Genomic DNA, 20,319 nt, shown 5'->3' with positions numbered 1-20,319 from the left:
GTTTATTCCTCTTCATATGCATCACTCTCAGGAGGGCGAACCTCTTCAAGAGCTCGTATAGCGACTTCAATTTGATCATCTTCTGGTTCACGGGTGGTCATGTACTGTAATGCAAGACCTGGTTTGATAAGAGCTTTCACAAAGGAATGCTCACTACGACCAGCAAGACGAATAACCTCGTACGCAATACCTGCCACTACTGGCATGAGAAGTACGCGGCTTACGATACGTTCCAACAAATTAGGCCAACCCAAAAAGGCGAATACAAAGATACTTACTACCATAACGATAAGTAAAAAATTTGTACCACATCGCGGATGTAAACGACTTTGTTTACGAACGTTTTCTACAGTAAGAGGCAAATCTAATTCATAGGTATGAATTGTTTTATGCTCGGCCCCATGATATTGGAAAACTCGTTGAATATCCTTCGTAAGACCAATACCCCAAATGTAGAGTAGAAAAAGAACTAAACGAATGACCCCTTCAATGAGATTTAATACTACATGATTATCCTGTACACCAGGAATAAATTTTACGATAAATGTAGGTAATGCTAAAAATACAGCTATCGCAAATATGGTGGAAATAACCATAGTAATGGCAATTTCACTATTAGACATTTCTTCCTCTTCATCGCCAGCGGCTTTAGCGGAGAAGGACAATGCCTTCATGCCAATGACTAGAGATTCATAGAGGGCTACACAGCCCCGAAGAAATGGTTTTTTCAAAATTGGATATGTGTCAGTGATAGATTTTGTAGGCTCTTTTTGAACTACAATGGTTCCTGCTGGTTCTCGTACAGCTGTTGCTGTAACGCCAGGGCCCCTCATCATGACACCTTCGATCACAGCTTGTCCACCGACAAACTTTTTAATACGTTCTGTGTTCACAAGAGCTCCTCTCATAAACAAATAGAGGCAGAGCCCATAGCCCTGCCAATAGATGCTACATTACATGACAAATTATTTGCCGTAACGTTTGTTAAATTGTTCAATACGACCACGAGCTTGAGCAGCGCGTTGTTGACCAGTGAAGAACGGATGGCATTTGGAGCAAACGTCTACACGAAGGTCTTCTTTTACAGAGCCAGTTTTGAATGTGTTGCCACAACCGCAAGTTACTGTAGCTTCTTTATAATCTGGATGAATACCTTGTTTCATTCTATACACCTCTTTCCGACAATCAATATTATTCTTATAGATTATAGCATGACACATGCACAAATGCAAGTTACCAATACTATTCCTTGGATGCTTGTTTTTCTTCAATAGACTCAGCTAAGATGGTTTCCAAGTCGCTTTCGTTGAGGATATCGCGCAATGCAATAAGCTCTTCTAAAGAAAGGGTAATACCCTTTTTCATGCTTGTATATTCACTATCCCAAGCACGAAGGTCAAATTTAGGGTTATATTTACCCCAGCTTGTGCATGTTAATTGTTTTTTCCAACCGTCTTTATCTTCAGATAAAGTACCAATAACTTTGAAGATTTCAAAATTAATAACAGCCATGAGTCCTCCTTTCTTACACATTTGTGTAGTATGTTTCATACCTACTATATTTAGTAGTTCATATTTTTTAGGATACGATATATTTTAAACTAAATATCGAACTTTTACAATTAGTTTTTATAATCGCTATAATCTTCAATATCAATAGATGTTGTAGATGGCATAACTTGAGCGCCTAATTCATCTACCGTAGATTTCCAATTCGCAGTTGCTTCTGCAACAGCCTTGATATAATCTTCATCAGCGGCTTGTACAGATGAAATTAATTGAGCTTCGTTGTTAACATCTAAAACGCGTCGACGTACACTGCTCAGCATATAACCAAAGGACTCATCTGTTTGAACAAGCATAGAGATTTCTTGGATCAATGTTTGACCTGTAGTACTACAGAAGTATGCATACCACATATAGGCTAATTCAGCATCTGGGAACATCCAATAAATATCATCAGTTGGTGCTTCTGTAGTAATATCTACATCTACATGATCCGCATAGCGTTTAAATGTAAGGAAATAAGCACCACTTTCAACAAGAGCATTACGACCTAATTCAGAAACACGACTGTCGATACAGTAAATACCATCTTGTCCTAAGGCTACATCAGTTTGACCGCCTGGTAACAAGATAGAACGTAAAGATAAACCATAATTTAATACGGTAAACACTGGCAATTGAGCGAACACACCGTGAGGCAATGGAATATAGTTAATCGTTTTCCATTCTTCTCCTACGCGTTCACGTAGACCAACACGCATCTTTTTAACATCATATTTGCCATATACAATTTCGTAAGCTCCTAATGGTGTCCATTCACGAATCGCTTCTACACGCTTTTGATTCAAGAAGAATTGCAATGCCATATTATTCAAACCTAATTGATTTTGTGCCATCGTCGCAGGCAAGAATAATTGTGCAGTTCCTTCTGGAACAAGATTATGTAAACCATTAGCCACTTCTTCCACAATATCTTCAGAGGATTGGAACATACCAACCGTACCTGTAAAGATATGATCAAAATAGCTGCGATGAGGCCATTGATTAATAATTTGCGCCATCGGATATAAACGTGTCAAAATGCTATAGCACACTGGAGATGCCGTATAAAGCACAACTTTCTTATCTTCATAAGATTGAAGAATTTCTTCAATCATACCTGCGTATTCTTCTACATAAGCATATAGAACGAGTTCTCCCGTTTTATTATGGGCTTCGATACTTTCACGAACAGGAGTCTCCCAGATAGTACCAACATCTAGACCATCTAAAATACCTGTATCGCTAATAAAATCAAATAATTCGACTCTAAAGGATGGACCATATAGAGCTTGGAATGTATTCAAATCATATGGAACAGGGCCAAAAGATTCTACTGTAGATTTTTCTGCTAACGCATATAAATCATCAGCCGTAACGCCCCACTCACGGGAGCTAGCATTACTAGAAATCAATTGATCTAACACTTTAAAACGCATTAACTCATTTACAATATCAATACCTTCAATGCCATGAGTAGCACAAAGGGCAATAAATTCTTCGTTATTTACTTTCATATTAAACCTTTCCAGCTGAAGGACATAAGTGATTTAAAAAACATTCTTCACATAATGGCTTACGAGCCTTACATAGTTTACGACCATGATAAATCAACCAGTGATGAGCAGCCGACCAATCCTCTTTAGGAATTGCCTTCTGCAACTTTAATTCCATCTCTTCTGGTGTTTTAGCTATACCCAGTTTTAATCGGTTAGACACACGGAATACGTGAGTATCTACAGCAATCGCTGGCGTACCAAACAATACAGACACTAGCACATTTGCAGTCTTACGACCTACGCCAGGTAATTCAACGAGTTGGTCAAACTCACGTGGCACTTCCCCATGGTACTGTTCTACTAGAATCTGACAAGTTGCAATCAAATTTTTGGCTTTAGATTTATAAAGGCCACAGTCCTTAATCAGAGTTTCTAATTTGGTAACCCCAATTGCTAACATCTTAGCTGGATGATTTAGTTCAGGAAATAACCGTTTAGTAACGATATTAACTCTCTCATCCGTACATTGCGCAGATAATACAACTGCCACTAATAATTCAAATTCATTTGTATACTCAAGGGCAGGTTTTGCATCAAAATAATGCTCTTGCAATAATTTTAATTGTTCTGCCTTTATTGCTTTTGTTACACGCATACAGTTCTCCTTTCTCACTTGTGAAAGTACAGACGCGTACAACTTATATCTTACCATACGTATTCATTTAGTTCTATGTTATAATAAATCATATTATTCTAATATAGAATACAGGAGGTCAATATGAGTAATATTAACGATACATTAAAACGCATAAATGAGCTAGCAGCAAAGAAAAAGGCTGGACAACAACTCACACCTGAGGAATTAACAGAAAAAAAAGAACTCTATGAAATTTACTTAAGCTTCATTAGAGGCCAAATCACAGATACATTGGACCGTGTTGAATTTGTAGATCCAGAAACAGGGGAACGAACAGCACCTAAACAGGCTCTAGAAAACTTGGCTAAAGAAGCTGACCAAGACATAAAAGAACATAAAGATATCCATTAAAAAAGGCCACTTGATATATATCAAGTGGCTTTTAGTGTTAGTAAACAATATGTATTATAATTTGCCAAGTCGTTTCATAACATTATAGATTTTTTCAGCAAGGCCTGTCATTTGGAATTTAGGAATGCCGCAGGCAGCAACGCGAATACCATTTGCTAAGGCAATAACATAGATATGCTCTTTCTTCAACTCTTCACAAATAGCATTAGCGGAATCTGTAGGAATAGTAATAAAGAAACCACCACGATATGGCAACATAGGAAGTCCTACTTGTGCAGCCTCTTGTTTAAAGATATCTGCGCGGTCACGAATCAATTGATAATAGCTATTACGTTCAGCTTCATATTCCTTAAACTTAGCCGGATCAGCCACAATATTAGCCATTGTACGCATTGCTGGACGGCAAATGTTAGACCATGTAGCACGGCTTGTAGACTTATTGATTTCTAAAAATTCATCAGCAATTTCTTCATCATCAGAAATACCAATCAAGGCCCCTACACGTTGACCATACATGGTGAAGCCTTTAGATAGACTATAGCAAACACATGTAAGGATTTCTTTTGGTAAATGACTAAATTTACTAAAGAAAGCACGAACATCTTCTTTTTCACCAGAGTAATCAAGATAAGCGACATCAATTCCAATAATCACATTATTACGACCAATGGCAACCAGTTCTTTTAAAAAATTAAGAATGGATTCCCAATCTTTATCTTCAATAGAGTAACCTGTTGGGTTATTACCAGGTGTATTAAACAAAATTACGACATTTGTTTGTTTAGCAGCTAATTCATTTACACGATTTTGAAATGCTTCATGGTTAAAGTTATTATGTTCATCAAATAAAGAATATGTAACAAGTGTACGACCTACATCACTGCAAATCACACGATAAGCACCCCAGTACCAATCAGCTGTCAAAACCTCATCACCAGGTTCTGTGTAGTTATGAACTAAATGGTGAATACCGCCAGTACCACCTGCAGTAGCAATACTACGGATATGACCTTCTGGACGAGATTGACCAAAGCATTCTTTCTCCGCAGCAGCAAGGAACTCAGGCACACCTGCGATAGGTGCATAGCCGATATGTTCAGAGTCTGAAAGGCTTAAATACTCAGCTTTAACAGTTTTAAGAAATACTAATTTACCATCTTCATCATGAATCGCACCTAATGTACCATTAACAACATTCTCAAGACCATTTTCATTAGTATCAGCTTGGGCTTGGCCAGCAGTTACAAAGATCACATCTTTAAGTTTTTTCCCTTTTGCATGCTTTGCAGCAACACTTGTCATAACTTACACCATCCTATCTAAAATGAATTATTACATATTTATCATACCTAAACTTATTTAATTATACAATGTGTATTTAGAAAATATATTGTATACATAAGCAATAATACTAACTACTAAAACATTTATTATAAAATTAAGGTGTATAGGATATATAAGAGGTCTTATACAAAATATATTTATAAATAGTATGCCAATATGAGTACATAAAAAAAGACCACTCATTAGAGTGGTCTTTAGTATCCTTAGAAGGAGTAGCCTACACCAGCATGTAAACCTTTTGCAGTTTTATCGTTGTTATTTACGCTATATTTATCATAGCCATAGTATACGTTCAAATCTACATCAGGGCGAACTTCATATTGAGCACCTACTTGATAAGTTTGCTTAATATCATTGCCCCAACCAGCTTTAGCAAAACCGTTAACTTTTTCTGTCAATGGTACATGACCAATAACACCAGCTTGGAAGCCTAATTCAGTATCATTTGTACGAATTGCAGTACCAGCACCATATACGTTTACGTTTGGATGCACTTTATAAACTAATGCTAATTGATGATCTTTAATATCCCCATTTTTTGCATTCAATTTATCAAAAGAGTATTGTACAGCAGTTTTATCGGAAAGATCATGTTGTAAAGAAACCCCGAAACCATCGTTGCTATTGCCGCCACCTTTAGATACATGTTGTTTAAATGCATAATCAGCTTGTACTTTAGTGGAACCATCGCTAATTTTTGTTACAGGTGCCGCTGCAAATGCACTACCTGCCACAACTGTAGCCGCTAGAGTTAATAATACTAATTTCTTCATTTGTACCTCCTATACACATATCATCTAGATATGTCTTACTAAGTTACTTATTTACGAATGTTTTAATTATACACTCTATAAATTAGCGTTTCATGAAAACAGGAATATCAGGGATACCACTGTTTGTTGTTGTAGTAGTGGATGCTGGACGAGATGTAGTAGTTGTTTTACCAAATTCTGGTACGCTTTTTGCATTAGAATTAAAGCCAGTTGCAACAACTGTAATTTGAACTTTATCGCCCAAGCTTTCGTCGATAACAGAACCGAAAATGATATTTGCATCAGGATCTGCTGCTTCAGAAATAATTTCAGCTGCTTCGTTAATTTCAAACAAGCTTAAGTTTGCACTACCGGAAATATTAAGCAAGATGCCTTTAGCACCATCAATGGAAGTTTCCAACAATGGGCTATTAATAGCCATTTTTGCAGCGTCTGCAGCGCGGTTTTCACCTTCGCCAAGACCAATACCCATCAAAGCTTCGCCTTGTTCAGTCATGATAGTCTTTACGTCTGCAAAGTCAAGATTGATTAAACCAGGAACTTGAATCAAATCAGAAATACCTTTGATACCTTGACGAAGAACGTCATCAGCTGTGCGGAATGCATCGCTTAAAGAACATTTTTTATCTACAACTTGTAACAATTTGTCATTAGGAATAACGATAATTGTATCAACTTTTTGAGTCAAGAACTCAATGCCTTTTTCTGCTTGTGCACGACGACGTTTACCTTCAAATGCAAAAGGTTTAGTTACAACGCCTACTGTTAACGCACCAATTTCTTTAGCACATTCAGCTACGATTGGAGCTGCACCAGTACCAGTACCACCGCCCATACCAGCAGTTACGAATACCATATCAGCACCTTCAAGAGCTTTAATGATTTCTTCACGGCTTTCTTGGGCTGCTTCTTCACCGATTTGTGGATTAGCACCAGCACCAAGTCCTTTAGTAACTTTTTCGCCGATTTGAATTGTTACATCCGCTTTAGACAATTCAAGTACTTGGCTTTCTGTATTAGCAGACAAGAATTGAACACCTTTAAGATCGCTATCTACCATGCGATTAACAGCGTTATTACCGCCGCCACCAACACCGATAACTTTAATATTTGCAAAATCAGACATCGAACTTCCTCCTCTTATCGTTATCTATTGTATCAATATACGTCCCAATGTATTGATTTATATACTGACTATCTTATAACAATTACATTTATTTTACACTAAAATTTGAAAACTTTCCACTATATAGAATGTGATTTATTAGAACCGCTTAGTCATAATTATCTTGCGTATAGCGCCTACATTGATAAATACACGTAACCCAAAACCAATAAGGGCAACATAATATAAGTTAATGCCTATTAAGTCACCAACATATACAAGAATAACAGCTAACACCATATTTGAAAAGAACCCAATGATAAAATTACTGAGATCAAAGGTTCTTTCTAATGCTGCTCGGCTACCAGCAAAGACCGCATCTAATGCTGCAAGAACAGCTACTGACGTATAATTCGAATAGCTAGCAGGGATATGAAGTGGTGCTACCCATCCTAATGTAGCCCCTATTATTAAACCAATGATGGCAAAGATATAGATATTCATTCTTTACCTCCTAGCTCATTAGGCTTCATATGTTCTTCTCTAAACGTACCTGTAAAAGCAGGAACAGCTACATTCTCTTCTTGCTTTATAGTTACCTTTATTCCCCAATGTTTAAGCGAATCCACTACGCCTCCGCGCATAGTTAACGCAGAATTCAATGTCTTTGGGTCTCCAATGGCTTTTACCGTAAAGGGAGCTCCAAAAACTTTACCATTTACTGTAATAGTTGGTCCTGAACATCGTATTTCAGACGTTCCTATAAGACGTTGATCATTAATAGCTATCGCTTCAGCCCCACCCGCTCGTAATTCATTAACAATTCTAAGAATATCTTCATCATGGATTACATATAAATTTGGATTTTCACCACTTTGAACAGGTTTTAAACTATCTTCAATCAACACACTAACACCCGGACCTTTAACATTTGTTAAAGCCGCTCTCATCATCAGCTGTTCATCAGCTTTGCCATCACCATTAGTATTAGATTTTTTTAGAGATTCAATTTGCTTTAATAAAGCATCCCGTTCACTCTGTGCCTCTCGTAATTGTACCGCCAAATCACCGGTCCGTTGCAAACGAATATTTTCTTCTATATTATCTTGTGTCATCTTATATTGAGTAACAACCATGAACCCTAATATACAACTGACTATGGCAATTGCCCACCGTTCGTGTCTCACGACCATCATCTACCTTTTATATTCAACATGACCTTATCTATCTTGTTTTTTCTCATCCTTCTTAGTAGATGAATTTTCTGTAGTCGGTGCTCCATTCTGATGTTTTTTGACTTCAGGCATCACATCGGTTTTAATGTACGGCGAAGAAACATTAACATCTATATACTGTACATTACCATGTGTCTTTTTAATATCTTGTAACATCGACTGAGTTAGTTCAGCTTTTTTAGCTAAATCTTTATCATCTCCCAATCGAATCTGTACACCTGAAACAGTATATGCCATTATCGCATCAGGGTCTCCAATATTAACCTCCGCAATATTCTTAAACGTCTCCTCATCGAGGGAGTTCAAATATTCAAGAGCCGCCAATATTGGTTTATCTACCACCGTATCACCTAATAGTATATTTCCAGCTTTTACACCAGAAATCATAGGCACAGATGTGTCTTGTATAGCTGGCTCAGATGCAATCACTTGTCCCTTACTATCAAGGGTTAAGTATCCAAACTGAGCCGATACAACAGCAACAGCCTTGCGCTCTACTACATTTACCACCATGGTCAATGGCAACTGATAGCTAATTTGAGCTTCTTCGACACGTAGGTCTTTCGATAATCTTGTTTTTAATTTTTCTGTACTAATCTGCAATATATTAACAGGTTCATGAATATCACCTGCTACCATTACATCTTGTACAGTTACCTTATCCGATCCAGTAACCTTTAAGGATCCAAAAGGAATAGGTAGTGTAAACAACCCCACCAACACGAGAGCAACTGCACCACCGATTTTTAACACTCGTTTTCTAAATACAGCCCGTTCATCACGAACAGGTGTAGAAGACTGCATCTCCCCAGAGTTGGATGGATGGTTTTGCTTATCATCCATAATTAACTCCTTATCTTCTATTAGCCCTTAAAATTTCCCTATACTAGCAGTTAATAGAATTTTTTCACATAATGTTGGAAAGTCAATTCCCATTTCTTTTGCTGCTTTTGGTACTAAAGACGTTGCCGTCATACCTGGCACAGTATTGTATTCGAGAACATACATATTATCTGCATGGTCTGTCATAACATCAACACGAATTACCCCACTGCCTTGTACTTCGCGATATACAAGTTCCCCAATACGTTGCATCTCAGCAGTCATTTCTGCACTAATAGGCGCTGGCACTAAATACTCAGTAGCACCTACAGTATACTTACTCTTGTAATCATATTCTCCAGAATGTGGTCGAATTTCAATAACAGACAATGCTTTACCATCTAAAACAGATACTGTAAATTCACGACCATCAAGGAATTGTTCTACCACAAGAATAGGGTCATATTTAAGAGCTTCCATTACAGCCGATTTTAACTGATCTGCATCGCGAACAATAGTAACGCCAATACTAGAACCTTGCGTAGCAGACTTTACAACTACTGGAATTGTAAAATCCTTACGAATATGCTCAATAATAACTTCTGCAGATTCAAGATTGCCATTAAAGGACTCAGAAGCCGCAGTAGGAATATTAGCACCTTTAAAGACATCTTTACTTACTTTTTTATTCATCCCTACTGCATGAGCCATAATACCTGAACCAGTGTATGGGATTTCAGCCATTTCTAATAGACCTTGCACTGCACCATCTTCGCCATAACGGCCGTGAATGGCATTAAATACAACCTCTCCACCTAAGGATTCAATATCTTTTAATACAGTGCGCGGATTGAGTTCTAATGTTTGGGCATTATAACCTTTGCTTTCTAATGCTTCCGCAATAGCAGCTCCGGTACGACGAGATACCTCAGCCTCTTTGGAAGGACCACCCATCAATACGATTATTTTCTTATCTTTCATTGTAAGCCTTCCTCCAATATATCTAATAATTTTGGTCCATATTGATTAATCGAACCTGCCCCCATAGTGATAACCAAGTCATTAGGTCTTACTACTTTCGCTAATACTTCTGGCAAATCATCAACAGACTGTACATAATTTACATCTTGACCTGTGGCCGCTTTAATAGCATTTGGAATCGTATGTCCATCAATACCAGGGATTGGATCTTCACCAGAGCTATAAATATCTGTCATATATACTTCATCAGCGCTTGTAAAAGCTGTAGCAAATTCATCCTTTAACAAGCTTGTACGAGTAAATCGATGTGGTTGGAATACACAGATAACACGATGTTTTTCTAACTCTTTTGCAGCCTTTAATGTTGCTTTAATCTCTGTAGGATGATGAGCATAGTCATCAACAACCCATACACCTGCTACATGACCTTTTGTTTCAAAACGGCGTTTTGCACCGATGAATTTACCTAAGCCTTTAGTAATAATACGTGTTTCTACACCGCAACAATCATGTGCCACAACAAACGCAGCCAAGGAATTCAATACATTATGTTCACCAGGAACACGTAAGCGAATACGCTCAATATTTACATCCTTATGATATACATCATATACCAATGTAGAATCCACATAGTGAATATTCTTAGCTACATAATCATTATTATCTCTTAAGCCATATGTAATGAAGTTCCGCTTTACACGGCCCATAACATAACGAATATTTTCATTATCACCACATACAATTGCTTTGCCAGTTTCTGGTAACGTTTCTACGAACTCACAGAATGCATTTAGCAAGTTATCCATCGTTTTATAATGATCCATGTGATCATCTTCAATATTAGTAATAACAATAGTATGTGGACGTAGTTTCAAGAAAGAACCATCACTTTCATCTGCTTCTACTACAGAGAAATGGCCTTTACCAAGGCAACTACTACCTTTTAAATAATCTACTTCACCACCAATAATAACTGTTGGATCAGCGTCTGCTTCTACTAAAACTTGACCAATCATTGAAGTAGTAGAAGTTTTACCGTGTGCACCTGCTACTGCAATGCCATCTGTTACGTCTAACACAGCTTTTACAATATCTGAACGATGCAAAATTGTAATGCCTTGAGCTTTAGCAGCTACAATTTCAGGATTATCTTCGCGAATAGCCGTAGAACGAACTACAGCATCAACACCATTTACATAATCTTTATTATGACCAATATGAACAGTAGCACCCATATTTCTGAACTTCTCAATTACTGCAGATTCAGCTACATCCGAGCCAGATACATCATAACCTTTTTGAATTAAAATATTCGCTATAGCACGCATGCCAGATCCACCTATACCAATAAGATGAATCTTATGAATACCGTCTAACATAAAACCTCTCCTTGTTACTTCGCAATAGATAATGCTAATTTTGCAATATCATGAGCCGCATTTGGTTTCCCTAACTGCAATGCTCGTTCTCCCATTTGCGCCAATAAATCACGATTAGCCATAAACATTTCAATTTCCCCTATCAAATCATGAGCACTTAACATTTGATCTACGATCATATGCGCAGCCCCTTCTTGAACAAAGATATGAGCATTATATGTTTGATGATCTTCCGCTGCATATGGATATGGAACCAACACAGATGGAATACCACGAACTGCCAGCTCAGCAAGCCCGATAGCACCAGATCTAAAGACTGCTAAATCAGCTGCTGCTAAAGCTTTCGGCATATCATGTAAATATGGCAGAATCAATGAAGAGTCACCTAATCCATCACCATCAGAAATACCAAGTTGAGACAATACAGATTGATATTCCCCATCTCCTGTAATATGGATTAATTTGATTCCTTTTGTTTCTTGAAAATGCTTATGTACATCGATCATAGCATTATTGATAGTTCGCGCCCCTCGAGAACCACCGGCTATGAGTATTGTGAACGTATCATCACTTAAATTAAAATAATTACGTCCATCAGCCCTAGTATCGACTAATACATCGGGACGTACTGGGTTACCAGTATATACTACGCGTTTTGCCTTTGAAAAAGATGCTTCCGCATCTTTATACCCCATAGCTACTACATCAACAAAACGGCTTAGAATTTTATTTGTAATGCCTGCAATAACATTTTGTTCCTGTATCAACGTTGGAATATTTCGCAATGCTGCAGCCATAAGAATAGGACCACAAACATAACCACCCGTACCAATAACCACATCCGGCTTGAAATTGGAAATGATTGTATTAGCTTTCACAAGAGAGAAAGCAGTCTTACCTAACGTCACCAACGTACCAATAGATAATTTACGTTGCAAACCTTGTACAGGTAATGTAGTAAACTCAATACCTTCTTTAGGTACTAAGTTTGCCTCTAAGCCCTTTTCAGTTCCTACATATAAAACCTGTGCATCAGGATTCTGCTTCATAATTTCCTTATATATAGTTATTGCTGGATATATATGTCCACCAGTGCCACCACCTGAAATAATGATACGTTTCATTAATGGTGTCCCCCTTCTTGCAACATATGAACACAGTTTTTAAAATCATCGCCACGTTCTTCAAAACAGCTATACCAATCAAAGCTTGAACAAGCTGGAGATAATAATACAATATCACCTCGGTCAGCCAATTTATACCCCTGTTCTACAGCATCTTTCATAGATAAGGCTCTATAAATAGGCTCTACACCAGCCTCTTTTGCAGCATTTTCAAATCGATCCGCTGCTTCACCCATAAAGATAACAGCTTTTGTATGATCTTTAACAAGCTGCATAAAATCTTCTAACGGAGTCATTTTGTCATGACCACCAGCTAATAAAATAACTGATTGATTAAAGGACTCCAATGCTTTTACAACAGAATCTACATTGGTAGCTTTAGAATCATTATAGAATGTAATTCCATCAATCGTTTTAACCCGTTCTAACCGGTGCTCAACACCATGGAATTCGCTTATAATACGATGAATGGTTTCTACTGGCACACCTAATGCATACGCTAAGGCGATAACAGTTAAAATATTTTCAATATTATGACTACCTGGAATATGAATATCATCACTACCAATAACAGGTGTTGATGTACCATTCTTTGTCACATAACATTGTCCATTTTCGTAGTAGGCACCATTTGAAACCTCTTGATGTTGACTAATTTCAAGGATATGGCTAGGTACACGATGTTTCATATCTGCCACAATTGGATCATCAATATTAAGCACCATAAAATCTGTGCTCAATTGATTTTCAAAGATTCGCTCCTTCGCAGCTATATAATTTTCCATCGTCTTATGACGCGCCAAATGATCTGGTGTGATATTGAGCATAATAGCACCAATCGGTCTAAAATGCTTAATTGTTTCTAATTGATAACTAGATAGTTCAGCTACTAAATAACCATCTGCTGGCATGGAATAGGCTACTTCACTGAGAGAATCACCGATATTGCCACCAACACGAACTAGCTTTCCAGTTCCTTCCAATACCTTAGTTAACAATGTTGTAGTCGTAGTTTTACCATTCGTACCAGTAACGGCTACGATTGGTGATTTAGATAGCTCATACGCTACTTCAACTTCACTAACTACATCAATGCCACGCACTTGAGCGGCTTTTACAAGTGGAATATCTAGAGAAATACCTGGAGAAATAACAATGCGATCCACACCATCTAGCAAAGATTCATCTTGACGCCCTGTAATAATTTCCACACCAGCTGCAACTAACCGTTCTTCATCAGCCGTAGGTAATGTAACAGGTTTATAATCATTTAACACTACATGGGCCCCAACTTGAGCTAATACCCAAGATGCGCCTATACCGCTGGCACCAGCACCAAGAACAAGTATATGTTTATCTCCGTATTCCATCTATCTCACCTAAATTATTAATAAAAATAATGTATTACTATCTTATAAGCATACCATTATTTGCGTGTTCCGTTAAGTATTATCTTACAAAGTTACAGTCGCTAAAACTACGCCAATAACAGCTAATACAGCGCCACCGAACCAGAAGCGATTAACAACAGTTTGCTCAGCCCAACCGGACAACTCAAAATGATGGTGAATTGGGCTCATTTTAAATACTCGTACGCCACGAGTTTTAAAGGAAATAACTTGAATAATAACGGACAATGCTTCCATAACAAAAATGCCACCAATCACAACGAGTAGCAATTCTGTTTTAGTTAAAATAGCCATAGCTGCAAAAGCACCACCTAAAGCTAAAGATCCAGTATCCCCCATGAACACCTTCGCAGGATTTACATTGTACACCAAGAAACCAAGGCACACAGCAGCTACGATGGCACCGTAGTATGCAACACTTTCAGCACCAATAGAATTTGTTGTAGATGCAGCCATAAGACCAATTACTGAAAATGCAATGGCAGCCACCGCAGACGTACCGCTAGCTAAGCCATCAAGACCATCTGTAAGATTTACTGCATTCGTAGCACCTACGATAATTAAAAATGCCAAAACATAATAAGCCCAACCTAATTGAAGATGAAGATCCACTACAGGAATCCACAATGTGGTAGGAATAACCATAATTTCGGTGATGTAGTAGCAGAATATAGCTGCCAAAATAAACTGGCCTAGTAATTTTTGTTTTGCTGTTAAACCAAGATTACGTTTTTTAACAGCTTTTACAAAATCATCAAAAAATCCTAATAGACAATGTCCTAGTGTTAGGAATAATAACATACCAGTACCTACATTCCATGGTGCAAATAACGCAACCCCAATGATAAGCGCTACCATCATAAAAGCACCACCCATTGTAGGTGTACCAGCTTTTGCTTGATGACTTTCTGGACCTTCTTCACGAATACTTTGTTGTGCGTGTAAAGAACGCAACATAGGAATAGCAAATTTACCCAGCACTACCGTAATGATAAAAGTCACTACGAAAGCTAATAGAATGTGATATATCATATGAACCCTCTACTCACTAATAAACAGATGACGGCTAGATATAACTAGCCGTAATCTTTTAATCTTGATCCTTTAATTCTTCAACAACTCGTTCCATTCGTAATCCACGGGAACCTTTCACAAGGATAACATCCCCTTTTTCACGAATATCACTATAGGCATTGGCCATTTCTAAATGGCTATTACAACGGAATGTAGTTAAACCTGCTTTTTTTGCTTCCTTAGCTATAAAAGCAGCGGCATCACCGAATGTAAATACTACACTATAACCCTCTTCAGCAAGCAATTGACCAATTTCACGATGCGCCTGTTCAGTATAATCACCAAGCTCAAGCATATCACCAAGCATAGCGATTTTACGTTTACCTTCTAATTGACCTAATGCTTTAATCGCTTCAGCCATAGAGGAAGGATTTGCATTATATGCATCATTTAAGATAACAATATCTTCAAATGGTACGATTTCTTGGCGCATAGGAGTGCCGGTAAACTCGCTTAAGCCTTTGCGAATGGTATTTGATTTAATACCCAAAACACGACCAGCTACAATTGCGGCCAATGCATCATATACGTTGTGTTCACCAATCATAGGTAAGAAGATATCAAATACTTCGTCATAACATTTGCAAGTAAATTTAATACCATCTTTTTTATAACGCAAATGGCTACCAATACAAGTAGCGTTGCGTTCAATACCATAGGTAATAGTTTTACCTTTAGCAAGGCTATCCATAGCCTTAACATATGGATCATCTTCATTGAGAATAGCCACACTATTTTCAGGCAAACAACGAATTAATTCACCTTTAGCTTGTGCAATGGCTTCACGAGAGCCTAACAACTCAATATGGCTAGTACCAACATTGGTAATAATGCCCATAGTTGGTTCCGCAATCAATGCAAGCTCTTCAATTTGACCAAGGCCACGCATACCCATCTCTACGACACATGCTTGATGTTCTGCAGTTAAGCGCAACAATGTTTTTGGCAAACCAATTTCATTATTAAAGTTTTTTTCAGTTTTCAAAACATTAAATTCTGTACCAAGTACAGCGGCCACCATTTCCTTTGTTGTAGTCTTACCAGAAGAACCAGTAATAGCTACTACAGGAATATCGAAACGGCGACGATGGTAACGTGCCAAGTTTTGGTATGCTACCAAGGTATTTTCTACTTCAATACAAACAATACCTTCTACGGCACGACCTTTTTCTACAATAGCACCTGTAGCACCCTTTTCAATGGCCGTATTGATGAAATCATGACCATCAAAGGTATCACCTTTTAAGGCTACAAACAAAAAGCCTGATTCAATCGTTCTTGTATCAGTAGATACATCTAAGAACTTAATATTTTCGGTATGTGTACTCATCCCTTCTGTGGCTTCTACCACTTGAGACAATGTAAATTCTGCCATATTAGATCTCCTTGAGGGCTGCTCGCGCCTCTTCACGATCATCAAAATGAATCGTTTTATCCTTTAAGATTTGGTAATCCTCATGCCCCTTACCAGCAATTAGTACAATATCCCCAGGTTTTGCATTTTGTATTGCATGTTGAATCGCTTCCCGACGATCAACGATTACTTCATAATGAGAGCCTTCACGAAGGCCTTCTTTAACGCCTACTTCTACATCTTTCACAATTTGTACAGGATCCTCTGTACGAGGATTATCAGATGTTACATATACTACATCACCATAATGTGCAGCAATACGACCCATGATAGGGCGTTTTGTCGCATCTCTGTCACCACCACAACCAAAGACTACAATAATGCGATTTTCTTGAATAGCCTTTGCAGTTTGTAGAATATTTTCTAGCCCATCTGGTGTATGTGCATAATCTACAACCACGGCAAATGGTTGACCTTCTTCAATGAGTTCAAAACGGCCAGGCACAGCGCTAAATGTTTTCAATGCTTTATCTATATCTTCCATAGATATGCCTTCTAATAGACAAGCACCAATAGCAGCCAAAGTATTATATACATTAAATAAACCTGTGGTATTCATAGCTACTGTATAGTCATGGCCATCATAAGAGACAGTGTAACGGCTAGACTTAGGTGTCATTTCTACATCATGAGCATTCAACGTACCTTTACCATCAATACTGTAAGTAATGATAGGTGCCGTTGTTTTCTCAATTACACGATGACCATATTCGTCATCGATATTAATGATAGCCCCTTTACCAGATTTAGTTTGGTTCGGCTCGCTAACTTGTTCAAATAATTTACACTTAGCTGCCAAATAATTTTCAAAGGTCTTGTGAAAGTCCAAATGATCTTGTGTTAAGTTTGTAAATACCGCTATATCATATTCAACACCAGAAACTCGCCCCAATGCCAATGCGTGTGAAGAAACCTCCATTACGCAATGTGTAACACCTTCCTCTACCATTTGATGAAGAATATGTTGCAAATCCACTACATCAGGTGTCGTATTATGAATTGGATATGTTGTATCACCAATCATAATATGAACAGTACCAATAACGCCCACTTTATGACCTTGAGCTTTCAAAATATGACGAATCATATGCGTTGTAGTCGTTTTACCATTCGTACCAGTAACGCCAATCATACGCATGGAATTTGCTGGATAATCAAAGAAATACGGCACACATGCCATCATAGCTTTACGAGTGTCCTCTACAGTGATAACACAAACATCACCACTTACCTCTACTGGTTTAGATACAAGTACTGCTACTGCGCCAGCTTCAATAGCTTTATTTACATAATTATGACCATCTACAGTGGCACCATCTAAAGCAATAAATAAACTGCCTACTTTTACAGCACGAGAATCAGCTGTAATATCTAATACTTCAACAGCTGTATTACCTTCTACATGCGTTGTTTGCAAGGTTTTTACTATATCTTGTAATTGTTTCATATACAATCTCCTTTACACGCAAAGGAAAGCAGCCCAATACGAGCTGCTTTGCCTGCTAGTCTATAATTTGCTGTTTCTCTTGTACAGTGCGTTCAGTAACAGCGCTTTTTGTGCTATAAACAAAAGAATCAGGCAAAACCATCCCTAGTTGTTGTTCTGCGATTTGTTGGATACGAACGGGAGACTTCAAGGAAGCCACTTCAACATCCAATGCATCATTATCTTTTGTTAATTGTACTACAGCTTGCTGTGTTTTAACTACTTCATAGCCCAATTTTGTGCTGTACGCATTCATAACCATCATGATAAGCAAAAATGCAACCAATGCAGCAATACCATATACAACTTGCCACATCATAGGACTCAAATCTAGAGCCACACTTGCACTACGTTTTCTCCCTTGTGAAGCGACCAACACATCGCTTTTTACTTGGCCCACAACAGCCTTTCTCGCTAACATAAATACTAACCCCTTCCAATTCTACAACTTGACGGCTACGCGCAACTTCGCGCTTCTAGCCCTCGGATTAACCTCAATCTCCCCTGCACTTGGCTCTATAGCCTTATTCTTCGCCTTCACAACTGCTTTGTGGTTACATACACACATCGGCAATTCTGGAGGACATATACATGCTGTACTCAGCTCTTTGAAAGTTTGTTTAGTAATTCGATCTTCCAAGGAGTGGAATGTGATAACCCCGATTTTCCCCTTTGGTTTCAACATAGACACAGCATCTACAAAACTATCATGCAAGATAGCTAATTCTCTATTTACTTCAATGCGAATGGCTTGGAACGTCCGTTTCGCCGGATGCGGTCCATCTTGACGTGCCTTCGCGGGTATTGCTTGCTTAATAATTCTAACTAATTCACCAGTGGTAGTAATTCGTTTTTCTTCACGTGCATTAATAATGAATTCAACAATACGTTTAGCCCATCGTTCTTCACCATAATCACGGATAATTTGCAACAATGCTTCAGAATCATATTCATTAACAACTTCTTCTGCTGTTAATGGTGCATCTTTGTCCATACGCATATCTAAAGGGCCATCATTCATATATGAAAAGCCACGTTCTGGTGTATCCAGTTGATAGCTTGATACGCCAAGATCAAAGATAAAACCATCCACTTCATGAATGCCCTCATTTTGGAGAGCTTTTTTTAAGTTATAAAAGTTTGTCGGTATCGTTAACACCTGACACTTCAAATCAGACAAACGCTGTCGAGCTACGCCCAACGCATCTTCATCTTGATCTAATCCTATAATCATGCCTTCTGGATCTAGCATTTCACCCACTGCGTGAGCATGACCTGCCCCACCAAGGGTACAGTCCACATAGATGCCTTTGGAATTAGTTACAACAGAGTCTACTGTTTCACGTAAAAGTACGCTGGTATGATTAAATTCCATCACAGCCTCCTATAACATAATCCCTTCTAATCCTTCGACTAATTCTTCCATACTTTCAGCCACTTGATCATCATAGTAATCGTATTTTTCGCGGCTCCAAATTTCAACGTGATCCCCAGCACCGACAATAACGGCCTGTTTATCAAGGCTCGCATATTCACGTAGTGGTACAGGAATGAGGACACGACCTTGTTTATCATATTCAAGCTCAACAGCACTACCAAAAACAAAACGTTTTAAGGCACGCACACTAGCTTTAGTGGAGGATTGTGATTGTAAAGCTGTAGAAATTTTCTTCCACGCTTCTTCGGTGTAAATAGCTAAGCAGTTATCTAGGCCCTTAGTAACAATGCATACTTCGCCTAGTTGTTCACGTATTTTCGCAGGTATAATCATCCGCCCTTTTGTATCAATGGTGTGATTATATTCTCCCATGAACATACGTATCACCGCCCTTTACCATTCCTTATCCACCACTATATGGTAAATTCTACCACAATTCCCCACTAACCACAATAAAAAATCCATTTTTATCCCACTTTTTTATATTTTTCTTTCATAATCTCTATTTTTCTTTCTTTTTCTAAGATACATATGTTCGAATATAAATAATAAATTTGAATATAAAACCACTCGCCACCACTAAGCTTCCAAATTTAACTTATCTAAGATCAAATCCCCACTATACTACTCAATACAGCTTTGT

The 20,319-nt window shown here is 38.0% G+C and carries 22 protein-coding genes; 1 reads left to right on the top strand and 21 read right to left on the bottom strand.

The features are described 5' to 3' along the window. Positions 1–2: 2 nt before the first annotated feature. The 5 genes from RWP19_RS01545 to nth form a co-directional block, all read right to left on the bottom strand. Positions 3–908: a DUF1385 domain-containing protein gene (locus tag RWP19_RS01545; RefSeq protein ID WP_295208023.1), complete on the bottom strand. Its 906-nt coding sequence runs from the start codon at positions 906–908 to the stop codon at positions 3–5. 57 nt (positions 909–965) lie between these two features. Then, the gene (gene rpmE, locus RWP19_RS01540) at positions 966–1,163 is read right to left on the bottom strand and encodes a 50S ribosomal protein L31 (protein ID WP_004696185.1); all 198 of its coding nucleotides are present in this window, start codon (positions 1,161–1,163) and stop codon (positions 966–968) included. Positions 1,164–1,242: 79 nt separating this feature from the next. Then, a complete protein-coding gene (locus RWP19_RS01535; RefSeq protein WP_005386267.1) occupies positions 1,243–1,512 on the bottom strand; it encodes a YdbC family protein in 270 nt (89 codons plus the stop codon). A gap of 110 nt (positions 1,513–1,622) precedes the next feature. Next, entirely contained in the window at positions 1,623–3,062 is a 1,440-nt protein-coding gene (locus RWP19_RS01530; RefSeq protein ID WP_314356207.1) for a hypothetical protein, read from the bottom strand. Between the two features lies 1 nt (position 3,063). Next, positions 3,064–3,699, bottom strand: coding sequence for an endonuclease III (nth, locus tag RWP19_RS01525; protein WP_119207953.1), 636 nt, complete (start codon positions 3,697–3,699; stop codon positions 3,064–3,066). 123 nt (positions 3,700–3,822) lie between these two features. Between nth and RWP19_RS01520 the strand changes: the two genes are divergently transcribed. Further along, on the top strand, positions 3,823–4,092 hold the full coding sequence (locus RWP19_RS01520) for a DUF896 domain-containing protein (protein WP_314356206.1): 270 nt from the start codon (positions 3,823–3,825) through the stop codon (positions 4,090–4,092). 54 nt (positions 4,093–4,146) lie between these two features. On the opposite strand, the gene RWP19_RS01515 is transcribed toward RWP19_RS01520, so the two are convergent. The 16 genes from RWP19_RS01515 to mraZ all read right to left on the bottom strand — a co-directional run bounded on the left by RWP19_RS01515 (position 4,147) and on the right by mraZ (position 20,054). Then, positions 4,147–5,394: an aminotransferase class I/II-fold pyridoxal phosphate-dependent enzyme gene (locus RWP19_RS01515; RefSeq protein ID WP_314356205.1), complete on the bottom strand. Its 1,248-nt coding sequence runs from the start codon at positions 5,392–5,394 to the stop codon at positions 4,147–4,149. Positions 5,395–5,639: 245 nt separating this feature from the next. Then, positions 5,640–6,209: an outer membrane beta-barrel protein gene (locus RWP19_RS01510; RefSeq protein ID WP_295210634.1), complete on the bottom strand. Its 570-nt coding sequence runs from the start codon at positions 6,207–6,209 to the stop codon at positions 5,640–5,642. 82 nt (positions 6,210–6,291) lie between these two features. After that, positions 6,292–7,335 (bottom strand): cell division protein FtsZ, encoded by a 1,044-nt coding sequence (gene ftsZ, locus RWP19_RS01505; protein WP_295210636.1) that lies wholly within the window; start codon positions 7,333–7,335, stop codon positions 6,292–6,294. Between the two features lie 138 nt (positions 7,336–7,473). Further along, entirely contained in the window at positions 7,474–7,818 is a 345-nt protein-coding gene (locus RWP19_RS01500; RefSeq protein ID WP_295209931.1) for a small basic family protein, read from the bottom strand. Beyond that, complete coding sequence (locus tag RWP19_RS01495) at positions 7,815–8,510, bottom strand: DUF881 domain-containing protein (RefSeq protein ID WP_295209929.1); 696 nt, start codon at positions 8,508–8,510, stop codon at positions 7,815–7,817. Before RWP19_RS01495 ends, RWP19_RS01500 begins: the two co-directional genes overlap by 4 nt. Positions 8,511–8,534: 24 nt before the next feature. Beyond that, positions 8,535–9,392: a cell division protein FtsQ/DivIB gene (locus RWP19_RS01490; protein WP_314356204.1), complete on the bottom strand. Its 858-nt coding sequence runs from the start codon at positions 9,390–9,392 to the stop codon at positions 8,535–8,537. Positions 9,393–9,419: 27 nt separating this feature from the next. Further along, positions 9,420–10,352, bottom strand: a complete 933-nt coding sequence (locus RWP19_RS01485; protein WP_314356203.1) for a D-alanine--D-alanine ligase — start codon at positions 10,350–10,352, stop codon at positions 9,420–9,422. Next, positions 10,349–11,731, bottom strand: a complete 1,383-nt coding sequence (murC, locus tag RWP19_RS01480) for a UDP-N-acetylmuramate--L-alanine ligase (RefSeq protein ID WP_314356202.1) — start codon at positions 11,729–11,731, stop codon at positions 10,349–10,351. The genes RWP19_RS01485 and murC overlap by 4 nt, the downstream gene beginning before the upstream one ends. Before the next feature lie 14 nt (positions 11,732–11,745). Next, positions 11,746–12,855: an undecaprenyldiphospho-muramoylpentapeptide beta-N-acetylglucosaminyltransferase gene (murG, locus tag RWP19_RS01475; protein ID WP_314356201.1), complete on the bottom strand. Its 1,110-nt coding sequence runs from the start codon at positions 12,853–12,855 to the stop codon at positions 11,746–11,748. Next, a complete protein-coding gene (gene murD, locus RWP19_RS01470) occupies positions 12,855–14,225 on the bottom strand; it encodes a UDP-N-acetylmuramoyl-L-alanine--D-glutamate ligase (protein WP_314356200.1) in 1,371 nt (456 codons plus the stop codon). Before murD ends, murG begins: the two co-directional genes overlap by 1 nt. Positions 14,226–14,309: 84 nt before the next feature. After that, positions 14,310–15,296: a phospho-N-acetylmuramoyl-pentapeptide-transferase gene (mraY, locus tag RWP19_RS01465; RefSeq protein WP_314356199.1), complete on the bottom strand. Its 987-nt coding sequence runs from the start codon at positions 15,294–15,296 to the stop codon at positions 14,310–14,312. Between the two features lie 58 nt (positions 15,297–15,354). Further along, the gene (gene murF, locus RWP19_RS01460; RefSeq protein WP_314356198.1) at positions 15,355–16,713 is read right to left on the bottom strand and encodes a UDP-N-acetylmuramoyl-tripeptide--D-alanyl-D-alanine ligase; all 1,359 of its coding nucleotides are present in this window, start codon (positions 16,711–16,713) and stop codon (positions 15,355–15,357) included. 1 nt (position 16,714) lies between these two features. Next, positions 16,715–18,199 (bottom strand): UDP-N-acetylmuramoyl-L-alanyl-D-glutamate--2,6-diaminopimelate ligase, encoded by a 1,485-nt coding sequence (locus RWP19_RS01455; RefSeq protein ID WP_314356197.1) that lies wholly within the window; start codon positions 18,197–18,199, stop codon positions 16,715–16,717. A gap of 55 nt (positions 18,200–18,254) precedes the next feature. Beyond that, positions 18,255–18,659: a cell division protein FtsL gene (gene ftsL / locus RWP19_RS01450; protein ID WP_060924202.1), complete on the bottom strand. Its 405-nt coding sequence runs from the start codon at positions 18,657–18,659 to the stop codon at positions 18,255–18,257. A 21-nt stretch (positions 18,660–18,680) separates the two neighbouring features. Next, on the bottom strand, positions 18,681–19,613 hold the full coding sequence (rsmH, locus tag RWP19_RS01445) for a 16S rRNA (cytosine(1402)-N(4))-methyltransferase RsmH (protein ID WP_314356196.1): 933 nt from the start codon (positions 19,611–19,613) through the stop codon (positions 18,681–18,683). A 9-nt stretch (positions 19,614–19,622) separates the two neighbouring features. Beyond that, positions 19,623–20,054 (bottom strand): division/cell wall cluster transcriptional repressor MraZ, encoded by a 432-nt coding sequence (gene mraZ / locus RWP19_RS01440; RefSeq protein ID WP_314356195.1) that lies wholly within the window; start codon positions 20,052–20,054, stop codon positions 19,623–19,625. Positions 20,055–20,319 lie beyond the last annotated feature (265 nt).

Source organism: uncultured Veillonella sp. (assembly GCF_963522475.1).
GTDB lineage: Bacteria > Bacillota > Negativicutes > Veillonellales > Veillonellaceae > Veillonella.
Note: the sequence above shows the minus strand (reverse complement) of the source record. Positions and strands in the feature narration are given on the sequence as shown.